Raw genomic sequence first — 24,021 nt, 5'->3', positions numbered from 1 at the left:
TTCGACGGCGTCGAAACGGCTCAAAAATGCGCGGCTCATGGCGCCACCCGCCGCTGATCATCGTCGACGGGCGTCAGCAGCCGACCGCGAATATCCTGAACAATCGCGGACAACTGGGCCGCGACGTCCCGGTCCCGGCCGCCGCGGGCCGTCGCGATGAGCTCATCCAAGAGGGCGGTGTCGACGCCGCGGAAATCGCTCAGCACCTCGAGGATGCCCTCGATGCCGGGCCTGGTGTCTTCACCGGCGTCGGCCAACTCCTCGGCGATCTTTTCACCCTTCTTCAGGCCGGTGTATTCGATCGCGATATCGATGTCCGGCCTTTTGCCCGACAGCTCGATCATCTGACGGGCCAGATCGGCGATCTTCACGGGTTCGCCCATTTCGAGCAGGAATTTGGAAGGCCCGGCCCCGGCGCGGGCGGCCTTGACCGCTGTGCTGTGCAACACCAGCTGCACCGCCTCCGGGATCGTCATGAAGTAGCGGTTCACATCCGGGTGGGTCACTGTCACCGGACCGCCGCGGGCGATCTGATCCCGGAAGATGGGAACGACGGAGCCGGCGGAACCCAGGACATTGCCGAAACGCACCGCCGCCAAGCGCGTCCGGCCCTCCGGCGCGGTCTCCAGGAGAGCTTCGGCGATGCGCTTGGTGGCCCCCATGACATTGGTCGGGTCGACCGCCTTGTCGGTGGAGATCAGTACGAACTGGTCGGCATCGGCGGCCACGGCGGCCCGCATCACGTTCCAGGTGCCCAGCACATTGGTCAACACGCCTTCCGCCGGGTTGTTCTCGACGAGGGTGACATGTTTCAGGGCGGCCGCGTGGAACACGATGTCCGGGCGTTCCGCGGCGAACACTTCCCGGATGCGCGTTTCATCGCGCACATTCGCCAGAATGGCGCGGCGGGAAGCGGCGGGGTTCACACCCGCCAGTTCCCGGTCGATCTCGAACAGCAGAAATTCCGAATGGTCCACCATGCTGAGGTGTGAACATCCGAACGACAGCAACTGGCGGCATATTTCCGAGCCGATGCTTCCCCCGGCCCCGGTGACCAGCACCCGGCGTCCCGCGATCAGATTGCGCACCGGCGTCGCATCAAGCGAAATCGGCTTCCTGGGCAGGAAATCCTCAAGAGGAATTTCCTCCAGCTTCTGTGCGGCCCCGTCGGATCCATCGATCTCCGCCAGGCTCTGGGGCTTGAGGAGCCGGTGCCCGGCGCGCCGCAGTTCGCCAATGCGCTCCGTCGAGAAACCGTAAGCCTGGACCGGGTCGTCGAGGAAGACGATTGCGTGCGGCCTGACCCCTCGTACGGTCAAGCCGCTCTGGGCCGGAACCCAGGTTTTCAGGTCGCTGATAAACGGGACGCCGTGCAGCCGAAGACCGACTTCCTCGCGATGCGGCGTGACGACCCCGATGATCTGGTAGGGCGTCTTCTCGTCGCCCTGGATGAGCCGTATCTGCCGGTCGGCCCCTGACATCGGCCCCACGATCAGCATCGGGGTCCGGTCCGACTGGGGACGCGGCCACCAGCTCGGCAGGAAATGGGCGGCGAGGCCTGGATCGTGCGGCAGTCGCCACGCCATCCGGAACCCCACGAGCAGGGCGATGCTGACGAGCCAGGTCAGAGGAAGAACGGACCGGGGCAGTTGAAGACCGCGATCCAGGAAGAAAATCACCCCGAGGAATAGGCCGGACGTGACCGTGACGTTGCGAACGAGGCCGATCACTTCCCGCATGGAGGCGAAGCGCCAAGCCGATCGTTCCGACTGGAACACCAGTTCGACGCCGGCGCCGATGAGGGCGTAAAGCCCCGCCCATCTCAGGACGCGGACTGCATCGGGGCTGGTGACCCACCATTCCAGCGGCAACGCCCGCCGCAACTCATAGGCGAGCACCAGGCCCACAAACAGCAGGCTGATGTGAAGGCAGAATTTCGCCGTCCACGCCAGGGTCAGCCTGGCTCGCGCCGTTTTGGTGTTCCCCATCATGAATGTCCGCCGGTCCGGCCCATAATCTCGTGCGTAAGGCTCAAACCCAACCCCGGCTTGTGCAAACAGGCTGCGCCCTCTGGCAGACGCCACTACCTTTGGCAACTACATGACACGGCTGGTCAAGTGACCGCATGATGAGCAGCGCCGCCCGCCACACTAATTCAGCGCAATTGTTCAAGAGACCGTTCCATATCGGATTGCAACCGCAAACCCCTCGGAGGCATGTTGGTGTCGCCCTCGCGGCTTGTGGCGCGCCCCGGGCCGGCGATCGCTCTCAAGCTCCGGCGTCACATCTTTATTCTTTGAGGCCCGGCCACTTGACCGAGGTTGACCGCTCGCGCCTTGTGCTGGACAACGCCTCGACGCGAACGCTCCCGCCGTCCTGAGACGGGGTCGATAGTCTGAGGTATTGTCGCCTGATGCGCATTTCTTGTCTGCTTCCGCTCCTCGCCAGCCTTGCACTTTGTGCGTGTGGCGGGCCCAGAATGGACGTCGCAAGCATGACCGCCGCCCAAGCGGTGGACATGCATTCGGACCCGGTCGCGGTAGCGGTGGACTCTGAATACCGCATCGGCGTCGGCGACAAGGTCAATGTTCGGGTTTTCCAGGTGCCCGACCTGTCCTTCGAGGACCTGGTGGTCGATACCTCCGGCAACGTCCAGATGCCCCTCATCGGCGCGGTCCGCGGAAGCGGACGGACCCCCGGCGAAATGTCGGCCGACATCGCCGAACGGCTCGCCGCCCAGTACCTTCGCGACCCGCAGGTGACGGTGACCGTCACCGAAGCAGCCAGCCAGAAGATCACGGTGGACGGCGCGGTGACCAAGCCCGGCGTCTACGAAATGCGGGGCTCGACCTCCCTGCTGCAGGCCGTGGCGATGGCGGAGGGACCGACCCAGATCGCCGACCTGACGAAGGTCGCCGTTTTCCGCACGATCGATGGACGGCGCTCGGTCGCCCTGTTTGACCTTGCGGCGATCCGACAAGGACGTGCGTCGGATCCACAGGTTCTGGGCGACGACGTCATCGTCGTCGACGCCTCCCGCCTGAGTTCTGCACTCAGGGAAATCGTCAACGCGGTGCCCGCATTGGCGGTCTTCCGCTTCTTCTAGAAGGCGGCCCAGGCGGGGCGAGTTCTCGAATTTCGTGTGCGCGATTGCGGGCAGTGCGATATCAGCCCGCTGGATATCATGCGGTTGCAGCCGCAACATTTTGACGGATACCAGAAATGCTGGGCGACAATCACTTCGCTGACGAGCGCGGCCAGCGTCCTCAGAACGCGGGATTTATCCCGGACACCGCGACGGGCGCCGCCCTGGGCCGAGGCGACCGGACCGAGGACCAGGCGCCGGTTGATCTGGCGGCCTACTGGCGGCTTGCGCTGAAGTACCGCTTCCTGATCCTCGGCTGCTTCCTCGCCGCCCTCGTCGTCGGCGCCGCCATCACTCTGTTGATGACGCCCGTCTACACCGCGCAGGCCACGCTGCAGATCGATCGCGAGGCGGCGCGCGTCTTCGACGCCGAGGGGGTCGCGCCTCGCGAGAACATGATGCAGGGCGAGGAGTTCTTCCAGACCCAGTACGGGCTGCTTCGCAGCCGGTCGTTGGCCGAGCGGGTCATCGAGAGCCTCGGCCTGGCCAGCTCCAATGATGCGCTTGAAGAGATCGGCGTGGAGGCGCCGGCGCCCGGTGGAACGGCTGCGGTGCAGGCGGCGCGGCGGCGCGCGGCCGCTCTCAAGGCGCTCCAGGAGAATCTCAGCGTTTCGCCCGTCCGCGGTTCGCGTCTGGTCACCATCGGCTATGACAACCCCAATCCGGTCGTGGCGGCCCGGATCGCCAACGGCTTCGCCGAGAATTTCATCCAGGCCAACCTCGATCGGAAATTCGAAAGCTCCGCCTACGCCCGGGAATTCCTGGAAGAGCGGATCGCCCAGACCAAGGGGCGTCTCGAATCCGCGGAACGCCAGTTGGTGGCTTATGCCGCCAATCAGCAGATCATCAATGTCGGAGAGCCCAGCGAAGGCGGCGAGTCCGGCTCCAGCCAGTCGCTGACCTCGAACAACCTGGTCGCGCTGAACAGCGCGCTCGCCCAGGCCCGCGCCGCTCGCGTCGCCGCGGAAGAGCGTTGGCGCTCGGCGCGCGGCGCCAGCCTGATGACCCTGCCCGAAGTGCTGCAGAACCCGACCGTCCAGCGGCTCACGGAACAGCGGGCGATCCTGGACGCCGAGTACCAGCAGAAGCTGAGCATCTTCCAGCCGGACTATCCGGAAATGGTGCGCATGCGCGCCCAGATCGAAGAGGCGGACGGCCAGATCCAGACCATCGCCAACAACATCCGCACGTCGATCCGGAGCCAGTACGAGATCGCGGCCAACCAGGAGCGTTCGCTCCAGGCGCAGGTCAATGGCCTGACCGGTGATGTGCTGGACCTGCGTGACCGGTCGATCCAGTACAACATCCTTCAGCGCGAGCTGGACACGACTCGCACGCTCTATGAAGGCCTGTTGCAGCGCTACAAGGAGGTGGGCGTCACCGGCGTCGACACCGCCAACAACATCTCCATCGTCGATCGCGCGCGCGCGCCGTCGTCGCCCTCGAAGCCCGATCTGCTGCTCAACATCGCCCTCGCCGCCCTTCTCGGGCTCGGACTGGGCCTGCTCGCGGCCTTCATTCTGGAAGCGCTGGACGAGACGGTCGCAACACCCGACGACGTCGAGGCCAAGCTGGGCGTGTCGGTTCTGGGCGTAGTGCCTCTCCTTGAGAAAGGGCAGACAACCACCGACAGCCTGGCGGACATCCGGTCCGGGTTCTCCGAAGCGTACTACTCGCTCCGAACAGCGCTGCAGTTCTCGACGCCTGACGGGGCTCCCAGCAGCCTGCTGGTGACCAGCGCCCGCCCGGCCGAAGGCAAGTCCACGACGGCCTATGCCGTGGCGCTCAATCTGGCCCGTGTCGGCCGGCGTGTGTTGCTGGTCGACGGAGATCTGCGCAATCCGTCGATGCACCGCATGGTGGGGGTCGAGAACGAGCGCGGCATGAGCAATCTGCTGTCCGGCTCCGCCGAGCTGACCTCCGTGGTCCAGCGCACGGACCAGGAGAACCTGTTCTTCATCCCGTGCGGCCCGCTGCCGCCGAACCCGGCGGAACTCTGGGGCGGCGACCGGCTGCGGCTGTTCCTCACGGAGGCCCGAAACAGCTTTGACCATGTCGTCTTCGACGGCCCGCCTGTTCTTGGCTTCGCCGACGCGCCGCTTCTCGCCGCGGCCGTCAACGGCGTGCTGTTCGTGCTGGAATCCCGTGGGACGCGTCGCGGACAGGCCCGGGGCGCCCTGCGCCGCATCCGGGTGGGCCGGGCCCACCTGCTTGGCGCCGTGCTGACGAAGTTCAACGCCAAGACGACCTCGTACGGAGGCTACGACTACGCCTACGACTACAATTACGGGGACAAGGAAGAAGGCGAAAGGTCCCGCAAGAAGGGGCGCCAGGCTTGAGGGACAAGGCGGACGCGTCCCGTGCTCCGGCGCGGCGCTTCCGCGGCGCCGAGTGGGCCTCTTACGGCCTGATCATCGGCGCCGTCCTTCTCGGATGGCAGATCGCCATCCAGCCGTTCATCAAGCGGGCGCCGGTCGAGGTCGCCGTCCGGCTATCACCTGACTCGCCGCTGGTCCTCCGGCGCGCCGCCGAAGCCGAGTTGGCGGCGGGGCGTGACGCCAACGCTGCGTCCCTGGGCCGGAGCGCCCTCAGCCGCTCGCCCTTCGACGTCCGGGCGCTGCGCGTAGTCGGACTGACGGAAGCCCACGCCGGCCGCGACGCGCAGGCCGACGACATCCTGACGCTGGCGGGCAACTGGAGCCTGCGAGACGACCCGACCCATGCCTGGCTCATCGAGCACCGGCTGAGGCAGGGTGATTATACGTCCGGCTTCGCCCACGCCGACACGCTGGTCCGGCGCCGCGAAGACATCCAGCCCCAAGTGTTTCGCCTGTTCACGGTGGCGGGAACGGAAGACCGGCAGCGGTCCCTGCCGGTTCTGGCTCGCCTGCTGGCCGCGAGCCCGCCCTGGCGTTCGGACTATTTCGATAGCCTCAACGCCTCTCCGCAGGGCGTTCAGATAGCGGCCAGCCTGGCGGTCATGCTGCAGCCGGGGCGGACGCCGCTCACCAACGAGGAGTTGCGGCCGCTCTACATGAAACTGCTCCAGATGGGGCAGTTCGAGGCGCTGCGGACCGTCCGGGACCGCCTCAAGCGGCCGCCCGTGTCGGACCTCGTCACCAACGGCGAGTTTGGCGCCCCCTCAGCGCCTGAACCCTTCCAGTGGCGACTCGCCCAGCGCGCCGGGGCGGTGGCGGAGATCGCACCCAGCGAGAACCGGGATCCGGCCCTCCGGATCGAGTACGACGGTTATAACCGCGCCCGGATCGCCTCGCAGCTGCTTCTCCTTTCGCCGGGGCGATACCGCCTCACCTACGCCGTCAGGGAGGAGTCGGGCGACGCCCGCGCCCACTTCGTCTGGAAGGTGGCCTGCCTCCCGGGCGAGCGCCTGATCGCCTCGTCTCCGGCGGAGCCGGGGACCGGGACGGGCTGGACGTCAGTCTCCCTCCCCCTCACCGTGCCCGCGAACTGCCCCGCCCAGTGGCTCAGGCTCGAAGGGACTCCCGGAGACAAGCGCTCGCTCACGGCGGCCTGGTTCGACCGGGTCTCCATCGTTTCCGCCGGAGAGGCGGGGCGGTAGACGCCTCGGTCCACCCTCCAAAAGGACCGCAGACGTTGAATCCGTATTGATTTTGAAACCTTCGCCGCTTATACCCATTCTCGATACGTCGCGGGTCAGCCCGTACCAACGATCTGATAAGGGGATTTCGAATGCGTAAGACCATCGCCGCTGTCACGGCGGGCTTGCTGCTTGTGGCCGGACAGGCCGCCGCCGCGAACAATTCTGCCGTCACTCGCGTGGGTGACCGCGTGGGCGCCCAGGCCGGCGACAGCGCCGAACTGGCCGGTGTTCCGCTGCCCGTTCTCCTGATCGGCACCGCCGTGATCATCGCCACCATCGCTGTCGTGAGCGACGACGGTTCGGAAAGCGATTAAGCTGACCCTGGTTCACGCTACGTACGCTTTCTGCTGACCTAGCGCGTGCCGAACAAGTTCTGGAAGGGCCAGTGGGATGTCGTCGCGATAGCGTCGATGGTCCTGCTGGCCTTTTCTTTTGCCTTCGGCGGCGCCAGTCGTGACCACGCCCTTCGGCTCGCCCTGGTCGAACTCGCCGCGCTGCCGCTTCTGGTCGTTGCCGCCGGGCGGTTGATCCGCACCGGAGACTGGCGGGAACACCGTTTCGCCCTCGGCATTCTGGCCGCCACGGCCGCCATACCCCTCATCCAGCTCCTTCCCGTTCCGCCCGCCCTGTGGACGGGGCTGCCGGGGCGCGACCAGATGGTTCTGGCCCTGGAGCTCGCGGGCCTCGCCCCCGGCTGGGTTCCGCTGAGCCTTGCGCCGGACCGCACCTGGGACTCGGCCCTGGCCCTTCTCCCCCCGGTGGCGATCTTTCTGGCCACACTGACCCTGGCGCGGGAAGGAAGGGTCCGGCTCGTCGGGCTCTGCCTAGCGGCCGCCCTCATCGGCATCCTTCTCGGCGCGGCCCAGCTGGCCAGCGGTGGGGAGCAACTCTACCCCTGGGAGACGACGAGCGCCGGCTCCGTCACCGGCTTTTTCGCCAACCGGAACCATCTGGCCGGCTTCCTGGTCGCCACCCTCCCCTTCGCGGCGGTCTGGGGCGGCGCCTGCCTGAGGCGCCGCAATGACCGCGGCGTCGCTCTCTGGGCCGCGGCGTTGTTTGTCGGAGTGGTGGTCATCGCGCTCGCGGCCATTCGGTCCCGCGCCGGCGTGACCCTGTTCGTTCCCGTGCTTCTGTTCAGTTTGCTGGCGGCCTGGGTCGCTTCAGGCCGAGGTCGGCCGGCCCCGGCCTTGCTGCTTCTGGTCGGCGCGGCGGCGGCGGCCCTGACCGTCGTCTCGGTGATGGCCCTGCCCCCCGTCCTCGCGCGGTTCGAAACCAACGCCCAGCCCGAGGTCCGTTTTGAACGCTGGCCGCTCGTCGCCGAGACGGCCCAGACCTACCTTCCGATCGGCTCGGGAATCGGCAGCTTCGACGCCGTCTACCGGTCGGTAGAGCCGCTGGATCAGCTGGACGGGACCTTTTTCAACCAGGCCCACAACGAATACCTCGAAACCTGGCTGGAGGCCGGCTGGCCGGGGCTCGCACTGATCTTGGCCTTCCTGGTCTGGTACGGACGGCGTCTGTCGAGCGCATGGAAGGCCGAGCCGTCCCGGGAACGGGACCTCCAGCGCGCGGCCAGCATCGCCATCGGCGTGTTCCTGTTGCACTCGGCGGGCGACTACCCGCTGCGGACAGAGACCCTGGCCGTCGTCTTCGCCCTGTGCTGCGGCCTGCTCGAACTGGCCCGCCGCTCCGATCAGCCCGCCCGGGACGCGGCGGTGGAACCAACAGCCCGTCGTTGACGCCTGACGGCTGATCCCGCGCCGGCGCGTCCGGTCATGTCGACCTTGCCGCAGATCGCCCGAAACCGCGCCGCCCTGCAATGAGGGCGGCGCGGCGACAGGCTATCGGCGGCGCGGATCTGATCAGAGTCCGAGCCGAGCCTCGACGGTCATTCGAAGAAATGACCGAACTTGGCCGACCAGAAGGCCAGGTCGGCGCCCGGCAGCATGCCGGCATCTGCGTCCCGCATCCAATGGTCGGCGCCGGCCCCGTGATCCAGAGACAGGGCCTCCGCCCACGACAGGTCGGTCCCGGACGCCTGGCGCGGCCCGCTGACATCCCATCTGTCGACGAAGTTGCCGCCGAAGTCCGCCTCGAGCGGACCGAGAACCCAGGGACCGTCCGGCTCGACGGCCGTGGGGAGAAACTCGTCCGCCTCGAGCCCGGGCAGGGTCCAGACGTCCTCGCCCTTGGCCCCGGAAACCTGGCTGTCTCCGCCGAAGGAAACCGGCTCCGCCGGCATGACCCAGGCCCCGTCCGACTTGTCGGCCGAATCTTCGCTCGCCCGCGGCGCGGCCGGAGGGAGAAGGTTCCCGCTGATATCGTAGAAGCCGTCCGAGAACATCAGCTGTTCGATGGAGGTCAGGGTGTCGACGCCGTCGGCTCCCACGACGGTGGTGACGCCGGCGACCGTGCTGATGATGTATGAGGCCCGGTCGCCCGTGAAGCGGGCCGTATCGGTCCCTGATCCGCCGTTCAGGGCGTCGTTGCCGTCACGCCCCCAGAGCACGTCATCGCCCGCGGCGCCGTTCAGCGTATTGACCCCGGCGTTGCCGGTGATGGCGTTGGCGAACTTGTTGCCGGTCAGGTCGATGGCGGTGGTGGCGGCGGCGTCAACGGCCCTCAGCACCTCCACCTCGGTGCTCGTTCCCAAGGTGTAGCTGACCGAGGCCCAGACCTGGTCCGTTCCGCCGCCCTTGTACTCCGAAACCACGTCGCCCGCGTTGTCGACGTAGTAGCGGTCGGCGCCCGTGCCGCCGACCAGGCGGTCCGCGCCCGCGCCCCCGTCGAGGATGTCCGCGCCCCCGAGGCCGAACAGCTCGTCATCTCCGGCCGCGCCGTCCAGCACGTTGACGCCGGCGTTGCCGGTAATGGTGTTGGCGAACTTGTTGCCGGTCAGGTCGATGGCGGTGGTGGCGGCGGCGTCGACGGTCTTGAGCTGTTCAACCTCCGTGGTCGCGGAGAGGGTGTAGCTGACCGAGGCCCAGACCTGGTCGGTCCCCTCCCCCTTGTATTCCGAGATCGTGTCGCCCGCGTCGTCGACGTAATAGCGGTCGGCGCCCGTGCCGCCGACCATGCGATCGGCCCCGACGCCGCCGTCCAGCATGTCCGCCCCGGCGAGGCCAAACAGCACGTCGTCACCGCCCCCCCCATTGAGGGCGTTCACGCCCGCGTTGCCGGTGACCGTATTGTCGAACTTGTTGCCGGTGAGGTCGATCGCCCCCGTGCCTGCAGCGTCGGCGGTCTTCAGCTGTTCGACCTCGGTGGTCGACGACAGCGTGTAGCTGATCGAGGCCCACACCTGGTCCGTGCCGCCGCCCTTGTACTCGGAGATCATGTCGCCGGCATTATCGACATAGTAGCGGTCAGCCCCGGTCCCCCCGACCATCCTGTCGGCGCCCACGCCGCCATCCAGCATGTCGGCGCCGCCGAGCCCGAACAGCTCGTCGTCGCCACCGCCCCCGTTCAGGATATTGACCCCGGCATTGCCCGTGATCGTGTTGGCGATCTCGTTGCCGGTCAGGTCGATCCCGCCCGTTCCGGCGGCGTTGGTGGTCTTCAGCTGCTCGACCTCGACGCCCGCGGCCAGCACATAGTCGGCCGAGGCCCAGACCTGGTCCGTGCCGCCGCCCGCCGCTTCCACGACGACGTCGCCCTGGCGGTCGACGATGAACCGGTCGTTGCCCGTCCCGCCGGTCATGAGGTCGGCGCCCGCGCCGCCATCCAGGATGTCGTTGCCGGCCAGCCCCTCCAGCTGGTCATTGAAGGTGGTTCCGTTGAGGGTGTTGTTCCCAGCCGTGCCGGCGAAATACTGGCCGCCACCCGCGCCCACGATCAGCGTACCGTTGGAGAACTGGAGCCGCTCAACATTGGTCAGGGTGTCGGCGCCGCTCGGCCCGCTCACCGTGGTCACGCCGCTGACCGTCGAAACCGTGGAGCCGGCCATCGTACCGGAGAACACGGCCGTGTCCGTGCCCGCGCCGCCGTCGATGGTGTCGTCGCCGAGCCCGCCGGTGATCACGTCATCGCCGCCCAGCCCATTGATCGTGTCGGCGCCGGTCGTGCCGCCGAGGGTGTCGGCATTCGCCGTTCCGTCGATCGGACCGCCGCCCAGCGGGGCCCCGCTCGGGTCGAACAACCCGTCCGCGAACTGCAGCCGCTCGACGTTGGTGATCGTGTCCGTGCCCTCCGGCCCGGTCACCGTGGTTACGCCGGAGCTGAGGCTGACCGTATATGCCGAGCGGTTGCCGCTGAAGACCGCCGTGTCGGTTCCGGTCCCCCCGTCGATGGTGTCGTTCTCGCCGCCGCCCGTCAGCAGGTCGTCGTCGGCGCCGCCGTTCAGGGTGTCTCGGCCGACGTCGCCGTTGAGGGTGTCGGCCCCGGCGTCGCCGTTCATGGTGGAGCCGAGGAAGATCAGGGGGGCCACCGGCGCGCTCGGCACCGAGACGTGCAGGGTGTAGGTCCCGCCCGCCGGCGGGGCCGAGGTGATCAGGCTGGCGTCCGCGCCGGACTGCCACTGCGACACCTCGATGTAATAGGTGCCGGCGGCGAAGAAGGTCTGGCTCAGGCCGGAGTCGGTCGCGGGACCGCCGTCGCTGGCGGAGTCGTCGTTCTGGGCCAGCTGGTTGCCGCTGGCGTCATAGATGCGCAGCACGCTGTCGAACGAGGCGTTGTCGATGTCGAACACGATCGTGTCGCCCGCCCCCACCGTGACGGCGTAGAATTCCTTGCCGCCGTGGCTGGTCGCCACGACCGTGGCGTGAGGAATGGTGGTCGAGTCGGCGACGTCGCTGCGCGTCCCGAGGTCGAACCCGCCGGCCAGGGACACCGCGTTGGCTCTCGAGTTGTTGGCGGTGCTGAACGCCTTGACGATGTCGGGGGCGCCGCCGCCTTCGCCCGGGGCGCCGGAGAACAGCTGGTCCGCCCCGCCGCCGCCGTTCAGGGTGTCGATGCCGCCGCCGCCGCGCAGGATGTTGGCGTTGCCGTCGCCGGTCAGGGTGTCGGCATGGGCCGTGCCGCGCACTTCCTCGATGCTGCTGAGCGTGTCCGAGCCGGCGCCGCCGATGGCCGTGCCGTTCGACAGGTTGACGATGACCCCCGTCCCCGCGCCGGAATAGTCGGCGATGTCGGCCCCCGCGCCGCCGTTGAGCGCGTCGTTGCCGAGCCCGCCGACCAGGAAGTCGGCGTCGTCCCCGCCGTTCAGGACGTCATTGCCCGAACCGCCGTTCAGCGTGTCCGCGCCGGCCAGGCCGTTGATGGTGTCGGTCCCGCCGAGTCCGCCGATGGTGTCTGCGAAGCCGGTGCCGGTGATGGTCTCATTGGTGATGTCGCCGGCGACCAGCAGCCCGCCCGTCGGGGCCGCGGCGATGGTCTGGTCCGAGAACTGGAGGAATTCGACGTTGCGGACGGTGATCGTGCCGTCGGGACCGGTCACGGTGCCGACCTGACCGTTCCAGACCACGGAGTAGCTGGCGCGGTTGCCCGAGAAGACCACCGTGTCGGAGCCCAGGCCGCCGTCGATGACGTCGTTGCCGCCATGGCCGGTGATCCGGTTGGCCGCCGAGTTGCCGCGGATGGTGTCGACGCCCGAGCCGCCGATGACGTTCTCGATCACCACGCCGATCGCGATGGCCACGTTGCCGACCAGCGATCCGACGCTGGAGAAGGCGCCCTGCCGCAGATCGATGGTCTGGGCGACGCTGTAGCCGGAGAAGTCGAAGGTGTCGGCGCCGCCGGCGTCCCAGACCGCGAAGATCAGCGCGCTTGAGCTGTTGTTGGCGTTGAACCAGGGCTGGCCCGCGTTTGAGTTGAAGCCGTAGGTCGTGTCGCCGGTGCGGGTGTTCATGTTGGCGCCGTACAGGCGCTGCGCCGCGGCGATGTCGTCGAGCAGCGGGACCGCCGAATAGCGGTTGTTGCCGGCGCCGTTGGTGCGGAAATCAGCGCCGGTGTTCTGCTCGCTGAAGTAGCTCATCACCGTGTACTGGCGCGAATCCTCGAAATAGGTCGCGTCGGCGTCGTAGGTGATCACCCCGGTGGCGCTGGCGTTGTAGTTGGCCGGGTGGCTGAGGCCGATGGCGTGGCCGATCTCGTGCAGCAGGGCCTGTTGGCCATAGGCCTGCATCACCGGAACGGCGTTGTAGGACAGCGAGCTGTTGACCCAGACGTCGCCCTGGGCCGCGCCCGCGTCGGTGGCGCCGGGCATGCCGCCGGGCAGGTAGGCGAAGGCGGCGGCCCCGTCCTGTCCGCTGGCGTAGTTGCCGAACAGGATGGTCGCATTGTCCGAATACTGGCTGCCGGTATCCGTGACACGGTTGAAGGTGATGTTGGCCACGTCCGACCAGGCGGCCAGCGCCAGTTCGGTGGCGGCGATCTGGAAATTGTTGAACTGCGAGAAGCCGGTGGTGTCGGTGGGCATCGTCGACGCCGTGGCGCGGAAGGCGTAGGTCACCACCGCGGCCTGGCCAAGGCCGGTCGCCCAGCTCATGTTGGAGCGGGTGATCTGGGCTCCGGCGTCGATCGGACCGAGCGACGGCTTGCCGTTCGGACCGAACATGCCGCGGTCGTCAGAGTTCAGGATGACGCCCAGCCCGCCCCCGTCGGCGCCGTTGGTGGCGCCGTGGAAGCTGCCGCAACAGCCGCAGATCTGGTAGCTGGCGATGGCCCCGAACGAGGGGTCCAGAACGCGATCGACGGTCGGGACTTCGCCGTTGTCAGCGAGGTACGGCGAGGTCGAGCCGAAGCTCCGCGAGAAGGAATCGAACATGATCTGGGCCCAACCGACGAAATTTTGAGGCGGTCACCGTAACGCGGCTTCGCGAAACAACAAGCGGGGCCGCTTCAACTCGCGGTGAGCGATGCCAGCGATACAAGTTGACGTTGTAGTCGGGTGCCGGCTGAACGGCGGCGATCGCCGCCTCAGCCGCGGGCCACCTGCAGGTCGGCCACGGCCGGCAGGGCGGTCCACCGCAGGGCGATTTCACGCGGAACGAGCCCGCCTGCGCCGGTCTCGACCGGTTTTGGCTCAACCGCCTGGAGGATGCACCGCCCGGCGCCGCTCAGCTTGAGCGCCGTCAGCATGCCGGATTCATAGGCCCGCGTGTCGATGCCGATGCGGCGGCGATCGGCGTGCACCTCGGCGGTCGGGGTATGGCCGTGAACCACGACCTTCTCGAACTCGACCTCGCTGCGCAGGAAGCTGCTGCGAATCCACAGCAAATCTTCCGCGGACTGGCTCTCCAGGGGCTCGCCCGGCCGGGCCCCGGCGTGGGCGAAGAAATAGTCGCCCACGGTCACGCTCATTTCGAGGTTCGACAGAAGGGCCCGTTCGTCGCCCGTCAGCTTGTGGTCGAGGTCGGACGACAGATGCCGCCACGCCTCGAGGCGGTGCTTCAGATCGGGCGGGCGCAGGCCGTACGATCTCAGGGTGGCGTCGCCGCCGTATTCGCACCATTGGGCGCCGACCGAGGGGTCGTTGAGGAATTTCAGCATGGTTTCCTCATGGTTGCCCTTGAGAAACCGCCATTCGACGCCGTCCTCAGGCGGCAGGGCCGCCAGATACCTCAGCACCTCGCGGGAGCCAGGCCCCCGGTCGATGTAGTCGCCGAGGAACACGACCAGCTTGCGCGGCGCGTCCGAGGTCCTCAGATCGGCCCGGATCGCTTCGACGAGCGGCTTCAGCAGGTCGTCGCGGCCATGGATGTCCCCGACCGACCAGACCACGGTCCCCTCCGGTATCCGGGGGGAATCGGGGGCCCTGACCGGGGCGCGACGCTTGAGAAGTTTACCAAACATGGTCCACTGATCTGGATGCCGCCGGGTTTTCGGCCGCGCACCTATATGAATCCCGGGGCGGCTCTCCGCTATCCCTGGCGTGCGTTCGAAAAACGTCCGACCTAAGTGTCGAACACCGCTGGGAAATCAGCGTTGGCTTGCGCATAGTCAGGCGGGCGGCCGATGTCCATCCAATACCCCTCGGCGCGTTGCTGCCGCACGGGCATGCCGCGGGCGATCATCTCCGCGATAAGGGCCGGCATGTCGTAGTAGGCGTCGGGCGGCACCAGACCGAGCGCTTCCGGCGACAACACATAGGCGCCCGCGCTGATCATATAGTTCTGCGTCGGCTTTTCCTCGATCGCGAGGATGCGCCCTTCGTCGGCGTTCACCACCCCGAACGGCACCTGCATCTGATAGTCGCGCACCACGACGGTGGCCGACGCGCCGGACTCCAGGTGGGAGTCGAGCACATGGCCGTAGTCGGCCTTGGCCAGGACATCGCCGTTGGTGACCACGAACGGTTCCTGCGGAGAGGGCAGCAGGCTGAGCGCGCCGCAGGTGCCCAGGGGCCGGGTCTCCCGCAAGTAGCGAATATCCAGCCCCAACGCCCCGCCGTCGCCGAAGTGGCGCTCGATCTGCTCGGCCTTGTAGTTCACGGCCAGCCAGAAATGACGGAACCCCTGGGCCGCGAGGTTGCCGACGATCGTGTCGAGGATCGGCCGGGGACCGACCTTGAGCATGGGTTTCGGCGTCTCCCGGGTCAGTTCAGCCAGCCGCTCGCCCTTGCCGCCGGCCATGATCACCACCGGATTGCGCCGCACCGGGATGTTGAGAAAGTCCGAAACGGTGCTCAGGCCCACCACCCGCCGGTCGTCGTCCAGCACCGGAAGCTGGCGCAGGCTGTGCGCCCGCAGCATCGCCAGGGTGGCGGCCCTGTCCTGGTGCTGGTCGATGCACAGGGGCTGGCGGTTGGCGGCGTTCATCGCCGGATCCTCCAGCCCGGCGCCGTGGATCAGGGCCCGGCGCAGATCGCCGTCGGACAGGGCCCCGATCAGCCGCCGGTCCGCGTCCACGATCAGGGCCATGCCGGCCCCTGTCGCGTCAATCGCCTTCAGCGCATCGCGAAAATTCGCCTCGGGGCCTATCAGGGCCGCCTGCCAGTCCTTCATGTCCGCTCCCTGCGTCGCGCCGGCACGCCGATCAGCGGCCCCCGCCCGGTCCCCGGCTCCAGCACTACCGCGCCCGCGCCGACCACGACCCCGTCCTCGAGGGTCACGCCCTGCCGGATGACCGCGCCGGCGCCGACATGGGCGTCCTCGCCGATCGTCACGTCGCCGCACAGGATGGCCCCGGTGGCGCAATGGCTGAAGGCGCCGACGCGGCAGCCGTGTTCGACAATGGCTCCGGTGTTGATGATGGCGCCGGCCCCGACCCGGGCGCCGGCCTGCACCACCGCCCGGGCGAGCAGCTGGACGCCGGGTCCGATCCCGGCTGCGGGCGACGCCACGGCGGTCGGGTGCCGGACGTCCACGAAGCTGAAGCCGGCGGCCTCGAGCCGCGCCTGCACCACGCGGCGGCGGCCGCGGCCTGACGCCTCGCCTGTCCCGCCAAGGCCGTTGGCGAGGTCATAGCCGCCGTCCGTTTTCAGCCAGCCGTCGTCTCCGAGCACGGGCAGGCCCGCAATGGCGGCCCCCGGGGCGGCCGCGGGCTCGACGAACCCGAGCACGACCCGGCCGGAGGCCTGCAGCGCATCGGCCACCACCTGCCCATGCCCGCCGGCGCCGACCACGATCACCGGACGCCCGCTCATGCCTCGACCGCCTCGTCTGGCGCATAGGCCCGCGGCGAGGGCCGGCCCAGCAAGGGCCAGAGCGCCATCGGCGACAGGCCGTCGGCCGGCCGCTTGGCCGTCAGATTGTCGAGGCTGAAAGGCTCCCCGGCGGCGATCGGCCGGGCCGCGACCAGACTGCGGCGGGCGATAGCCCGGTTGCCGACCTCCTGGGGTGCCGGCGCCTTGCGCGCCTCGCCCAACGCCGTCTCGACCTGCCGGATCGCGGCGATCATGGCGGCCAGTTCCTCCGGCTCCAGCGAAGCGGCGTGATCCGGCCCCGGACGGCTCCGATCGAGGGTGAAATGCTTCTCGATCACCCTCGCCCCCCGCGCGGCGGCGGCGATCGCCACCGTCATGCCGAGCGTGTGGTCGGAGTAGCCGACCGGCAGGCCGAAGGTCCCGGCCATCAGGTCCATGGCGCGCAGGTTCACGGCTTCCAGCGGAGCGGGATATTCGGTCGTGCAGTGCAGCAGGGTGACGCGCTCACGCAACGCCGCCTGCGCCGCCGGGTCGGCGAAGGCTCCGGCCAGTTCAGCCGGGCCGGAGGGGGTTCCCTCCCGTGTCAGGGCGAAGGCGATCACGGCCAGGGCGTCTCCGATCTCGTCCAGCGTCGCCATGCCGGTGGAGACGATCAGCGGCCGCCCCAGCCGCGCCGCCTGCAGCAACATCGCGCCCCAGGTCAGGTCGCCGGAGGGGATCTTGATCGCCGGCATGTCCAGGGTGGTGAGGAAGGCGAGGCTGTCGAGATCGAAGGCGGTCGACATGAAACGGACGCCCCGCTCCGCGGCCCGGTCGGCAAGCGCGTGATGGGCGTCGCGGTCCAGCTCAAGCGCCTTCAGCATGGACAGCTGGCCGTCATCCGCACCGGTGTTGCGGACCTGGTAGGCGGCCTTGCCGGCCCGGCGCGTGGCCAGCTGGGCCGAGTCGAAGGTCTGGAATTTGACCGCGTCCGCCCCGGCCTCCGCCGCGACGTCGACCATACGCAGGGCGTCAGCCAGCGAACCGTCGTGGTTCACCCCCGCCTCGGCGATGACGAAGACCCGGTCGGTCACGCCCCCACCTCGTGGAATCGCTTGGCCAGCAGGACATCGCGAGGCGGCGCCGCTCGCAACAGCTCGACGATGCGGCGGGCGCTTTTCCCGTCGCCATAGGGGTTCTCGACGCCCGAACAGTCCATGGTCAGGGCGCGGCGGATGGCGTCCTCGATCGCGCCGGCCTCGGCGCTGCAATGGAGCACCGACGCCGCGGCCAGCCGTCCCTTCTGGCGGTCGCCGATGTCGACGGTCGGCGTTCGAAGCGACGGGGCCTCGTACAGGCCGCTCGACGAGTTCCCGACCACCGCATCCACCTGCGCCATCAGCGACAGATAGCGCAGCTGTCCAAGGGACGCGAACACATGGACATCCGCCCGCCCCGCCGCCCAGCGATCCAGCCGCGCCTCCACCGCCGCGCCGCCCGGATCGGCGTTCGGACGGGTGATCCATTTGGTCACCGCGGGGCCGAGGGCGTCGAGCGCGGCCAGCAGGGCGTCGAAGCCGGCCAGGCCTCCGCCGGCTTCCAAGGTGACCGGATGCCAGGTGACCAGCAGGTTGCGCTCGCCCAAGGGAGCCCCCAGCGCCGCCTCCAGCGCCTCGCCTTCCAGCAGGGGCGTGCGGCGCAGGTGGTCGAGCCCCGGGCTGCCGACCACATGCACCCGGGCCGGGTCCTCGCCCATCTGGATGACGCGCGCGGCCGCCGTGGCGTGGGTGGTCAGGTGGATGTGGGCCATCTTGGTCAGGGCGTGGCGGATCGACTCGTCGAACGCCCCTTCGGTCACGTCGCCGCCGGCGATGTGGGCCAGGGGAACGCCATGGATCAGCGCCGCCTCCGCCGCCGCGAGAATTTCGTACCGGTCGCCCAGCACCAGCACGATGTCCGGCTGCAGACGATCCAGCGCCTCGGACACGCCGGTCAGGCATCGCGCCATCGCCCGGACGACATCGCCGGCGGCGTCCCCGTCCAGACCCAGCGGCACGCGCGCATCGATCCGGAACCCGTCGGCCTCGATCTGCTCCACCGTCAGGCCGAAGCGGCGCTCCAGATGGGCCCCCGTGACGATGAGCTGCAGCTCCAGATCCGGGGCTGCCCGGATCTCGTGCATCACCCATTGCAGCAGCCCGTACTCGGCCCGACCGCCGGTGATCACGCAGATGCGGCGCGGGGTGGTCATGCCGAAGCACCCGGCCGGCCGGCTCACAGCACGTACCGGTCAGGGCTGTAGCGGCCGAGGTTCGCCGGATCGCCGAACCAGGCGATGGTCTCCGCCAGCCCGCGTCGGAACCCGTCGCCGCCGCCATACTCCGGCGCCCAGCCGGTCAGGGACTGCATCAGGCCGCTGTCGGCCCACAGCCGCTCGACCTCGCTCGCCTCCGGCCGCAGGCGCTGCTCGTCGGTGACGATCGTCACCTCCCGGCCCATCAGCTCGATGATGGTTCGCGCGGTGTCGCCGATGCTGATTTCAAAGCCGCTGCCGGCGTTGACGACCTGCCCCACGGCCGCGTCGCATTCCGCCAGGGCCTCGAAGGCGCGGGCGGTGTCGCTGACGAAGGTGAAGTCGCGCGTGGGATGCACCGCCCCCAGCCTGATCTGATCCGCGCCGGCCGCGATCTGGCTGATCACCGTGGGAATGACGGCGCGCGCCGACTGCCGCGGTCCATAGGTGTTGAAGGGCCGGATCACCGTCACGGGCGTGCCGAAGGCGGCGTGAAAGCTCAGGGCGATCTGGTCGGCCCCGATCTTGGAGGCCGAATAGGGCGACTGCCCCTGCAGCGGATGGGCCTCGGTGATCGGCACGAAGCGGGCGGTGCCGTAAACCTCGCTGGTCGAGGTATGGACCACCCGCTCCACCCCCAGATCACGCGCCGCCTGCACCACGTTCAGCGTGCCGAGGACGTTGGTCTCCACATAGGTCTGGGGCGAGTGGTAGCTGTACGGAATGGCGATCAACGCCGCGAGGTGCAGAACCACGTCGCAGCCGGTCATGGCCGTGCGCACGCCATGGGGATCGCGAATGTCGCCGGCGAAGACGTCCAGCGACTGGCGCACGGAGGACGGGGCCGCGTCCAGCCAGCCCCACGACCCGAAGCTGTTGTACTGGACGAAGGCGCGCACGTCGCAGCCTCGCGCGACCAGGCGCTCGGTCAGATGGGAGCCGATGAAGCCATCCGCGCCGGTGACCAGTATGCGTCTGCCGTCCAGCTTCATCGATCCGTTCCAGGCCGCCTCCCAGGCAGCGTGATTAGCGCCTGTTAACGAACCGAAAAAGGCCGCCGGCCGGGATGCACAATTCGCCGCTTCGCGTTGTCATCCTCCGGCGCATGGTGTTCTTGGCCGCATGGCATCCGCTCGACTGCTTCTGCGCCTGCTGTTCGGGGCCGCCCTGACGGCGGCGGGCGGCGCCTGCACACCGACCCCGGACCTGTCGCCGTCCGTCCAGCCGCAGTCCGGCGACGCGCCCCTGCGCCTCGCCGCCCTCACCGACCTCGACCAGAGGGTGGCCCGGGTCGCCTGGCGGCTCTCGGAGGCCAACGCCGATCTCTGCCCGACGGTGCGGCTCTCCGCCGGATGGGCCCTGCACTCCGCGCGGCAGTACAGCCTTGAGCTGAGGCCGCACGCGGAGGCGCGTTTCGGCCTGCGCGGCGATCTGCCCGGCGTGCTCGTCGCCCCGCCGGGGTCCCCGGCCGCCGCGGCGGGTTTTCGCGTCGGCGACCTTCTTCTGGCGGTGGATGGCGTCGCCCTCTCTCCCGGCGAACCCGGAGGGGCCGCCGCCTGGGAAGGCCTGGCGGCCAATATCGCCGTCGTCGACGCCGCCCTCGCCCGGGGATCCGCCCGCTTCGCGGTGCAGCGCGAGGGCGGCCCGGTCGACCTCGTGATCCGGCCGCGACGCGCCTGCGGCTATGAGGTCCAGCTGGATCCGTCTGACGAGCTGAACGCCCGGGCCGACGGTCGCCGCCTGTTCATCAGCACCGCCCTGGCCGGGTTCGCGCAGAGCGACGACGAACTGGCGGTGATCCTCGGGCACGAACTGGCCCACCATGTGCTCGGTCACCGGCCGTGGAACGACACGGGCGGCGCGGCCCGGCGCGTCAACGAGGGGGCCTGGCGGGCCGATGGCGGCCGCGGCGGCGCGGAGCAGCAGGCCGACCGGGTCGGGCTCTATCTCTCCGCCCGCGCCGGCTACGATCCGGCCGCCGCCGCGCCGTTCTGGCGGCGCTTCGGCGCTTCGAACTGGCGGGTCCGCTATCCCCAGGTCGGCCACGCCTCGGCCGGCGCGCGGGCTGCGGCGCTGGAAGCGGTCGAGCGCGAGATCGAGGCGAAACGCAGCGCCGGCGGCGACCTTCTGCCCTGAGGGATCAGCCCCCCGCCAGCCGTTCCGCCGCCCGGAAGTCCGCCAGGGTGTCGATATCGACCGACCGTTCCACCGGCATTTCCCAGGCCGCCGTCTCTCCCGGCCGCAGAAAGGCCTGCTCCCGGCGCAGCCACGCCGCGTCCGCCGCGTAAACGGCGCCGTTCAGCACCCAGGCCGGCGGCAGATCCTGCCGTCGCAGGCTGGCGCCCCGGGGCGGGCTGGCGAACGGATCGAGGCGACCTTGTCCGTCCTGCGCGAAGGTCAGCCACGGATGGTTCGGCGCTTCGCAGACCGAGACGCAGCTCGGCGCCTGGAGTTGCTCCATCCTGTGCAGGGCGCCGTCGATGTCGTCCGCGGTTCGCAGGGGAGAGGTGGGCTGCAACAGCACGACGACCTGATATCCCGGCGCCCGGTCGAGCGCGTCCAGGGCCACGTCGATCGAGGATGCGTGGTCGCCGGACAACTCCGGGCTCCGCTGAAACGGCGCCTCGCAGCCGAGCCCCCCGGCCGCCGCCATGATCTCCGCATCGTCAGACGACAGGATCAGGCGGTCGATGCATCGTGATCTGCGGGCCGCCTCGATGGTCCAGGCGATCAGGGGCCGTCCCCCCAGCGGCATGAGGTGTTTGCCGGGCAGGCCCTTCGATCCGCCGCGGGCGGGGATGACGGCGAGAACGGACCGGTCTCCAATCATTTCAGCCTCTCGTCGCCCCTGTCGGGGGCCCGCGGACCCCGGCCATCAAACCCGGTCGCGCCTGCCGCGTCGAGCCGCAAGCCTTGACGGGACTGCCTAACGGGGCGTTAAGTTTTCCGGGTTGCTCTTTTGGGGAGGACGGCATGAAGCGAAGCGAACAGCCGACCCAGCAAACGCCGCCGGCAAGGCCCCTTCGTCTGCAGGCGGCCGGGCTGTACGGAGAGGTCATCGTCCTTCCGCCGGCCCGCGCGGTTCCGACGCCCCTGCGCGAGCCGAAGGCCTTCGTCTGACTATTGCTGCGCGGCCGGATCCGGCACGCTCTCGCGCAGCTGAACCCAGGCCGCGGCGATGTGATACAAGGAACTCGCCGGAGCCGCCTCCTCGACAAAGCTCCGGTCCGGCTGCTGCTTGTCGCGCCAGAGCCCGGTGGGCTCCAGATACAGTTGCAGGCCCCTCAGCGCCCGGACCGCGTGCTCCGGCGGCGCCTCGACGCCGAGGATCAGGGCCGCTTTCAGCCGTTCCGTCTGCGGCCACAGGCGCGCCTTGGCCGAGCGGACCGCAAGCTGGTCGTCCAGTTCGTCGATCGCGACGCCCCGCCCGGCGTCGACCCCCTTGCAGCCGACCTCGTACAGCCGTCGCGCCGCGCCGGCCGACCAGTCCTCCGACCTGGCCCGCCCCCAGCGGGTCAGCAACCAGCCCCATTCGAACTGGTGGCCCGGCTCGACGAGGGCGCCGCGCTGGCCCGACGCCGGACGCCAGTCGGCCTCGAAGAACTCGCGCAGGAAGCCGCCTTCGCGGTCGATGAATGCGCTTCGGGCCAGGTCCACGATGGCGTCGGCCATGGCCCTCCAGGCCCCGTCCGGCTCCAGCGCCTCCCAGGCCAGACAGGCCTCGAGCAGATGCATGTGAGCGTTGGCCTGGAACGGATGGCCCGCGTCCTCGCGCCAGCCGCCGCCCGGATGGGCCAGACCGGCGAGCGCCTGCCGCAGCGCCTGCGCCCGCGCCGTCATCAGACCGGTCTCCACCCCTGCCTGCGCCGCGGCCGCGAAGGCCAGCAGGGCGAAGGCCTGGTCGTACAGCGACGCCGTATCGTCGAGCGTCTCCCCCTCAGCCGACACGCGGGTGCGGTACAGTCCGTCCGCCCGCCGGTTGGTCGCCTCGAACCGGTCGAGGCCGTCCTTGACCAGCCGCCGCCACGGCCCGGCCCAGCCCGCCTGACCCGCCACGCTGTAGACATAGGCCTGCCGGGCCTGGACCCGCGCCCGCCGGAAGTCGCCGACCGGGGTCCCGCCGTGGTCAATGGCCTCGTGGAAACCGCCGTCGGGCGCCACGCCCACCGTCGCCCATAACGGCAGGGCGTTGAACCGCATCCAGCGATCGAACTCGCCTGCCAGGCCGTGAAGCGTCTCCGCGCCGGTCAGGCCGCCCCGCACATGGACCGGCGAGAGTTCGCGCAAGCGTTCGACCAGCCCCTTCACCTCCTGCGACCGGCTGAGGTGGCAGACGAGCACGGCGTCGGGCTCCGCGATGATCGCCAGGTTGCTCACCCCCGCGGTGGCGATGACCATGCCCTCGGCCGCGCGCACCAGATTGGCGCCGTCGCCTTCGCCGCCGATCCACAGACCGCGGTCCGCATGCCCGGCCGCCGCCACGGCGTCCCAGGCCCCGAGGTCGGACCAGCCGAACGCGACCGGGAGCACAGACACCCGGTCGCTCTTCTCCATCACGGCGTAGTCGATCGAGATGCGCGGCGCCGCATTGAAGGCGTCGGTCAGGGCCACCGTGGCGCCGCCGTCTTCGGGCAGGGCGTCGCGCACCGCCTTCAGAACCTCGGGCGCCAGCCGGTCCAGCTCCGCCAGCAGGATATCCGCCCGGACCGTGAAGTTGCCGCTGTTCCACAGATAGCCGTCCGCGACATAGGTCTCGGCGCGCTGGCGGTCGGGTTTCTCGACAAATCGCCTGACCGGAGCCAGCCCCGGCCCATCCGGCTGGATATAGCCATAGGCGGACGACGGCTCGCTGGGCCGCACCCCGAAGGTGACGATGCGGCCCGCCGCCGCCGCCTTCGCCCCCTCCAGCACCGCCGCCCTGAACCCCGCCCCGTCGGGGATGTGGTGGTCGGAGGCGACGAACAGCGCGAGGCCGTCGGGGTCCTGGCGGGCGATCCATTCCGCCGCCGCGGCCACGGCCGGGGCGGAGTCCCGGGCGCTGGGCTCGACCAGCATCACCACCTCCAGACCGTCCAGCTGTTCCGCGATCGAGGCGGCATGGTCGCGGCCGGCGACGACCACGATCCGGCCGTCCTCGCCGGCCAGCGGGGCCACGCGCGCCACAGCCTCCTGGAACAGCGTCAGGTCGCCGGCCAGGCTGATGAACTGCTTCGGCCGCTGGTCGCGCGACGCCGGCCAGAGCCGGGTCCCGGCGCCGCCGCACAGGATCACCGGAAAGATCGCCATCGCTGCATCCCCTGTCGCCGGGCCGGCCCCTGTACCGCCACAGGACGTGATCGCTCTTTGTGGCGCCGCGACCGTAACAGGTGGTGAATTGGCGGCCATCGAGTCGACCGGCC

17 protein-coding genes are annotated in these 24,021 nt (G+C 69.3%); 7 read left to right on the top strand and 10 right to left on the bottom strand.

Going from position 1 to position 24,021, the window contains the following annotated elements:
* Window positions 1-35 precede the first annotated feature (35 nt).
* A complete protein-coding gene (locus VEA98_RS04200) occupies window positions 36-1,991 on the bottom strand; it encodes a nucleoside-diphosphate sugar epimerase/dehydratase (protein WP_324811223.1) in 1,956 nt (651 codons plus the stop codon).
* A 503-nt stretch (window positions 1,992-2,494) separates the two neighbouring features.
* On the opposite strand from VEA98_RS04200, the gene VEA98_RS04195 reads away from it, so the two are divergent.
* From VEA98_RS04195 to VEA98_RS04175, 5 genes are all read left to right on the top strand, one after another.
* Window positions 2,495-3,106, top strand: a complete 612-nt coding sequence (locus tag VEA98_RS04195) for a polysaccharide biosynthesis/export family protein (protein ID WP_324811222.1) — start codon at window positions 2,495-2,497, stop codon at window positions 3,104-3,106.
* Window positions 3,107-3,222: 116 nt separating this feature from the next.
* On the top strand, window positions 3,223-5,484 hold the full coding sequence (locus tag VEA98_RS04190) for a GumC family protein (RefSeq protein ID WP_324811221.1): 2,262 nt from the start codon (window positions 3,223-3,225) through the stop codon (window positions 5,482-5,484).
* A complete protein-coding gene (locus tag VEA98_RS04185; protein ID WP_324811220.1) occupies window positions 5,481-6,725 on the top strand; it encodes a hypothetical protein in 1,245 nt (414 codons plus the stop codon). Before VEA98_RS04190 ends, VEA98_RS04185 begins: the two co-directional genes overlap by 4 nt.
* A 131-nt stretch (window positions 6,726-6,856) precedes the next feature.
* Entirely contained in the window at window positions 6,857-7,081 is a 225-nt protein-coding gene (locus VEA98_RS04180) for a hypothetical protein (protein ID WP_324811219.1), read from the top strand.
* Between the two features lie 45 nt (window positions 7,082-7,126).
* The gene (locus tag VEA98_RS04175; RefSeq protein WP_324811218.1) at window positions 7,127-8,506 is read left to right on the top strand and encodes an O-antigen ligase family protein; all 1,380 of its coding nucleotides are present in this window, start codon (window positions 7,127-7,129) and stop codon (window positions 8,504-8,506) included.
* A 149-nt stretch (window positions 8,507-8,655) separates the two neighbouring features.
* Here VEA98_RS04175 and VEA98_RS04170 read toward each other — a convergent pair whose 3' ends face one another.
* The 7 genes from VEA98_RS04170 to VEA98_RS04140 form a co-directional block, all read right to left on the bottom strand.
* Window positions 8,656-13,530 (bottom strand): M10 family metallopeptidase C-terminal domain-containing protein, encoded by a 4,875-nt coding sequence (locus tag VEA98_RS04170; RefSeq protein WP_324811217.1) that lies wholly within the window; start codon window positions 13,528-13,530, stop codon window positions 8,656-8,658.
* 152 nt (window positions 13,531-13,682) lie between these two features.
* Window positions 13,683-14,486 (bottom strand): metallophosphoesterase family protein, encoded by an 804-nt coding sequence (locus VEA98_RS04165; RefSeq protein WP_324811216.1) that lies wholly within the window; start codon window positions 14,484-14,486, stop codon window positions 13,683-13,685.
* A gap of 173 nt (window positions 14,487-14,659) precedes the next feature.
* On the bottom strand, window positions 14,660-15,709 hold the full coding sequence (locus VEA98_RS04160; RefSeq protein ID WP_324811215.1) for a nucleotidyltransferase family protein: 1,050 nt from the start codon (window positions 15,707-15,709) through the stop codon (window positions 14,660-14,662).
* Complete coding sequence (locus tag VEA98_RS04155) at window positions 15,706-16,350, bottom strand: NeuD/PglB/VioB family sugar acetyltransferase (RefSeq protein ID WP_324811214.1); 645 nt, start codon at window positions 16,348-16,350, stop codon at window positions 15,706-15,708. Before VEA98_RS04155 ends, VEA98_RS04160 begins: the two co-directional genes overlap by 4 nt.
* The gene (neuB, locus tag VEA98_RS04150) at window positions 16,347-17,423 is read right to left on the bottom strand and encodes an N-acetylneuraminate synthase (RefSeq protein ID WP_324811213.1); all 1,077 of its coding nucleotides are present in this window, start codon (window positions 17,421-17,423) and stop codon (window positions 16,347-16,349) included. Before neuB ends, VEA98_RS04155 begins: the two co-directional genes overlap by 4 nt.
* Window positions 17,420-18,580, bottom strand: coding sequence for a UDP-N-acetylglucosamine 2-epimerase (neuC, locus tag VEA98_RS04145; protein WP_324811212.1), 1,161 nt, complete (start codon window positions 18,578-18,580; stop codon window positions 17,420-17,422). The genes neuB and neuC overlap by 4 nt, the downstream gene beginning before the upstream one ends.
* 23 nt (window positions 18,581-18,603) lie before the next feature.
* Window positions 18,604-19,614, bottom strand: a complete 1,011-nt coding sequence (locus VEA98_RS04140) for an NAD-dependent 4,6-dehydratase LegB (protein WP_324811211.1) — start codon at window positions 19,612-19,614, stop codon at window positions 18,604-18,606.
* Window positions 19,615-19,744: 130 nt separating this feature from the next.
* On the opposite strand from VEA98_RS04140, the gene VEA98_RS04135 reads away from it, so the two are divergent.
* Complete coding sequence (locus VEA98_RS04135; protein WP_324811210.1) at window positions 19,745-20,758, top strand: M48 family metalloprotease; 1,014 nt, start codon at window positions 19,745-19,747, stop codon at window positions 20,756-20,758.
* A gap of 4 nt (window positions 20,759-20,762) precedes the next feature.
* Here the strand turns inward: VEA98_RS04135 and VEA98_RS04130 are convergent, their stop codons facing one another.
* The gene (locus VEA98_RS04130) at window positions 20,763-21,452 is read right to left on the bottom strand and encodes an acylneuraminate cytidylyltransferase family protein (protein ID WP_324811209.1); all 690 of its coding nucleotides are present in this window, start codon (window positions 21,450-21,452) and stop codon (window positions 20,763-20,765) included.
* A 143-nt stretch (window positions 21,453-21,595) separates the two neighbouring features.
* Here VEA98_RS04130 and VEA98_RS04125 point away from each other — a divergent pair, with 143 nt between their 5' ends.
* The gene (locus VEA98_RS04125) at window positions 21,596-21,742 is read left to right on the top strand and encodes a hypothetical protein (protein ID WP_324811208.1); all 147 of its coding nucleotides are present in this window, start codon (window positions 21,596-21,598) and stop codon (window positions 21,740-21,742) included.
* Here the strand turns inward: VEA98_RS04125 and VEA98_RS04120 are convergent, their stop codons facing one another.
* Window positions 21,743-23,908, bottom strand: coding sequence for an AGE family epimerase/isomerase (locus VEA98_RS04120; RefSeq protein ID WP_324811207.1), 2,166 nt, complete (start codon window positions 23,906-23,908; stop codon window positions 21,743-21,745).
* Window positions 23,909-24,021: the final 113 nt, after the last annotated feature.

It is taken from the genome of Brevundimonas sp. (genome assembly GCF_035627055.1).
Lineage (GTDB): Bacteria > Pseudomonadota > Alphaproteobacteria > Caulobacterales > Caulobacteraceae > Brevundimonas.
Note: the sequence above shows the minus strand (reverse complement) of the source record. Positions and strands in the feature narration are given on the sequence as shown.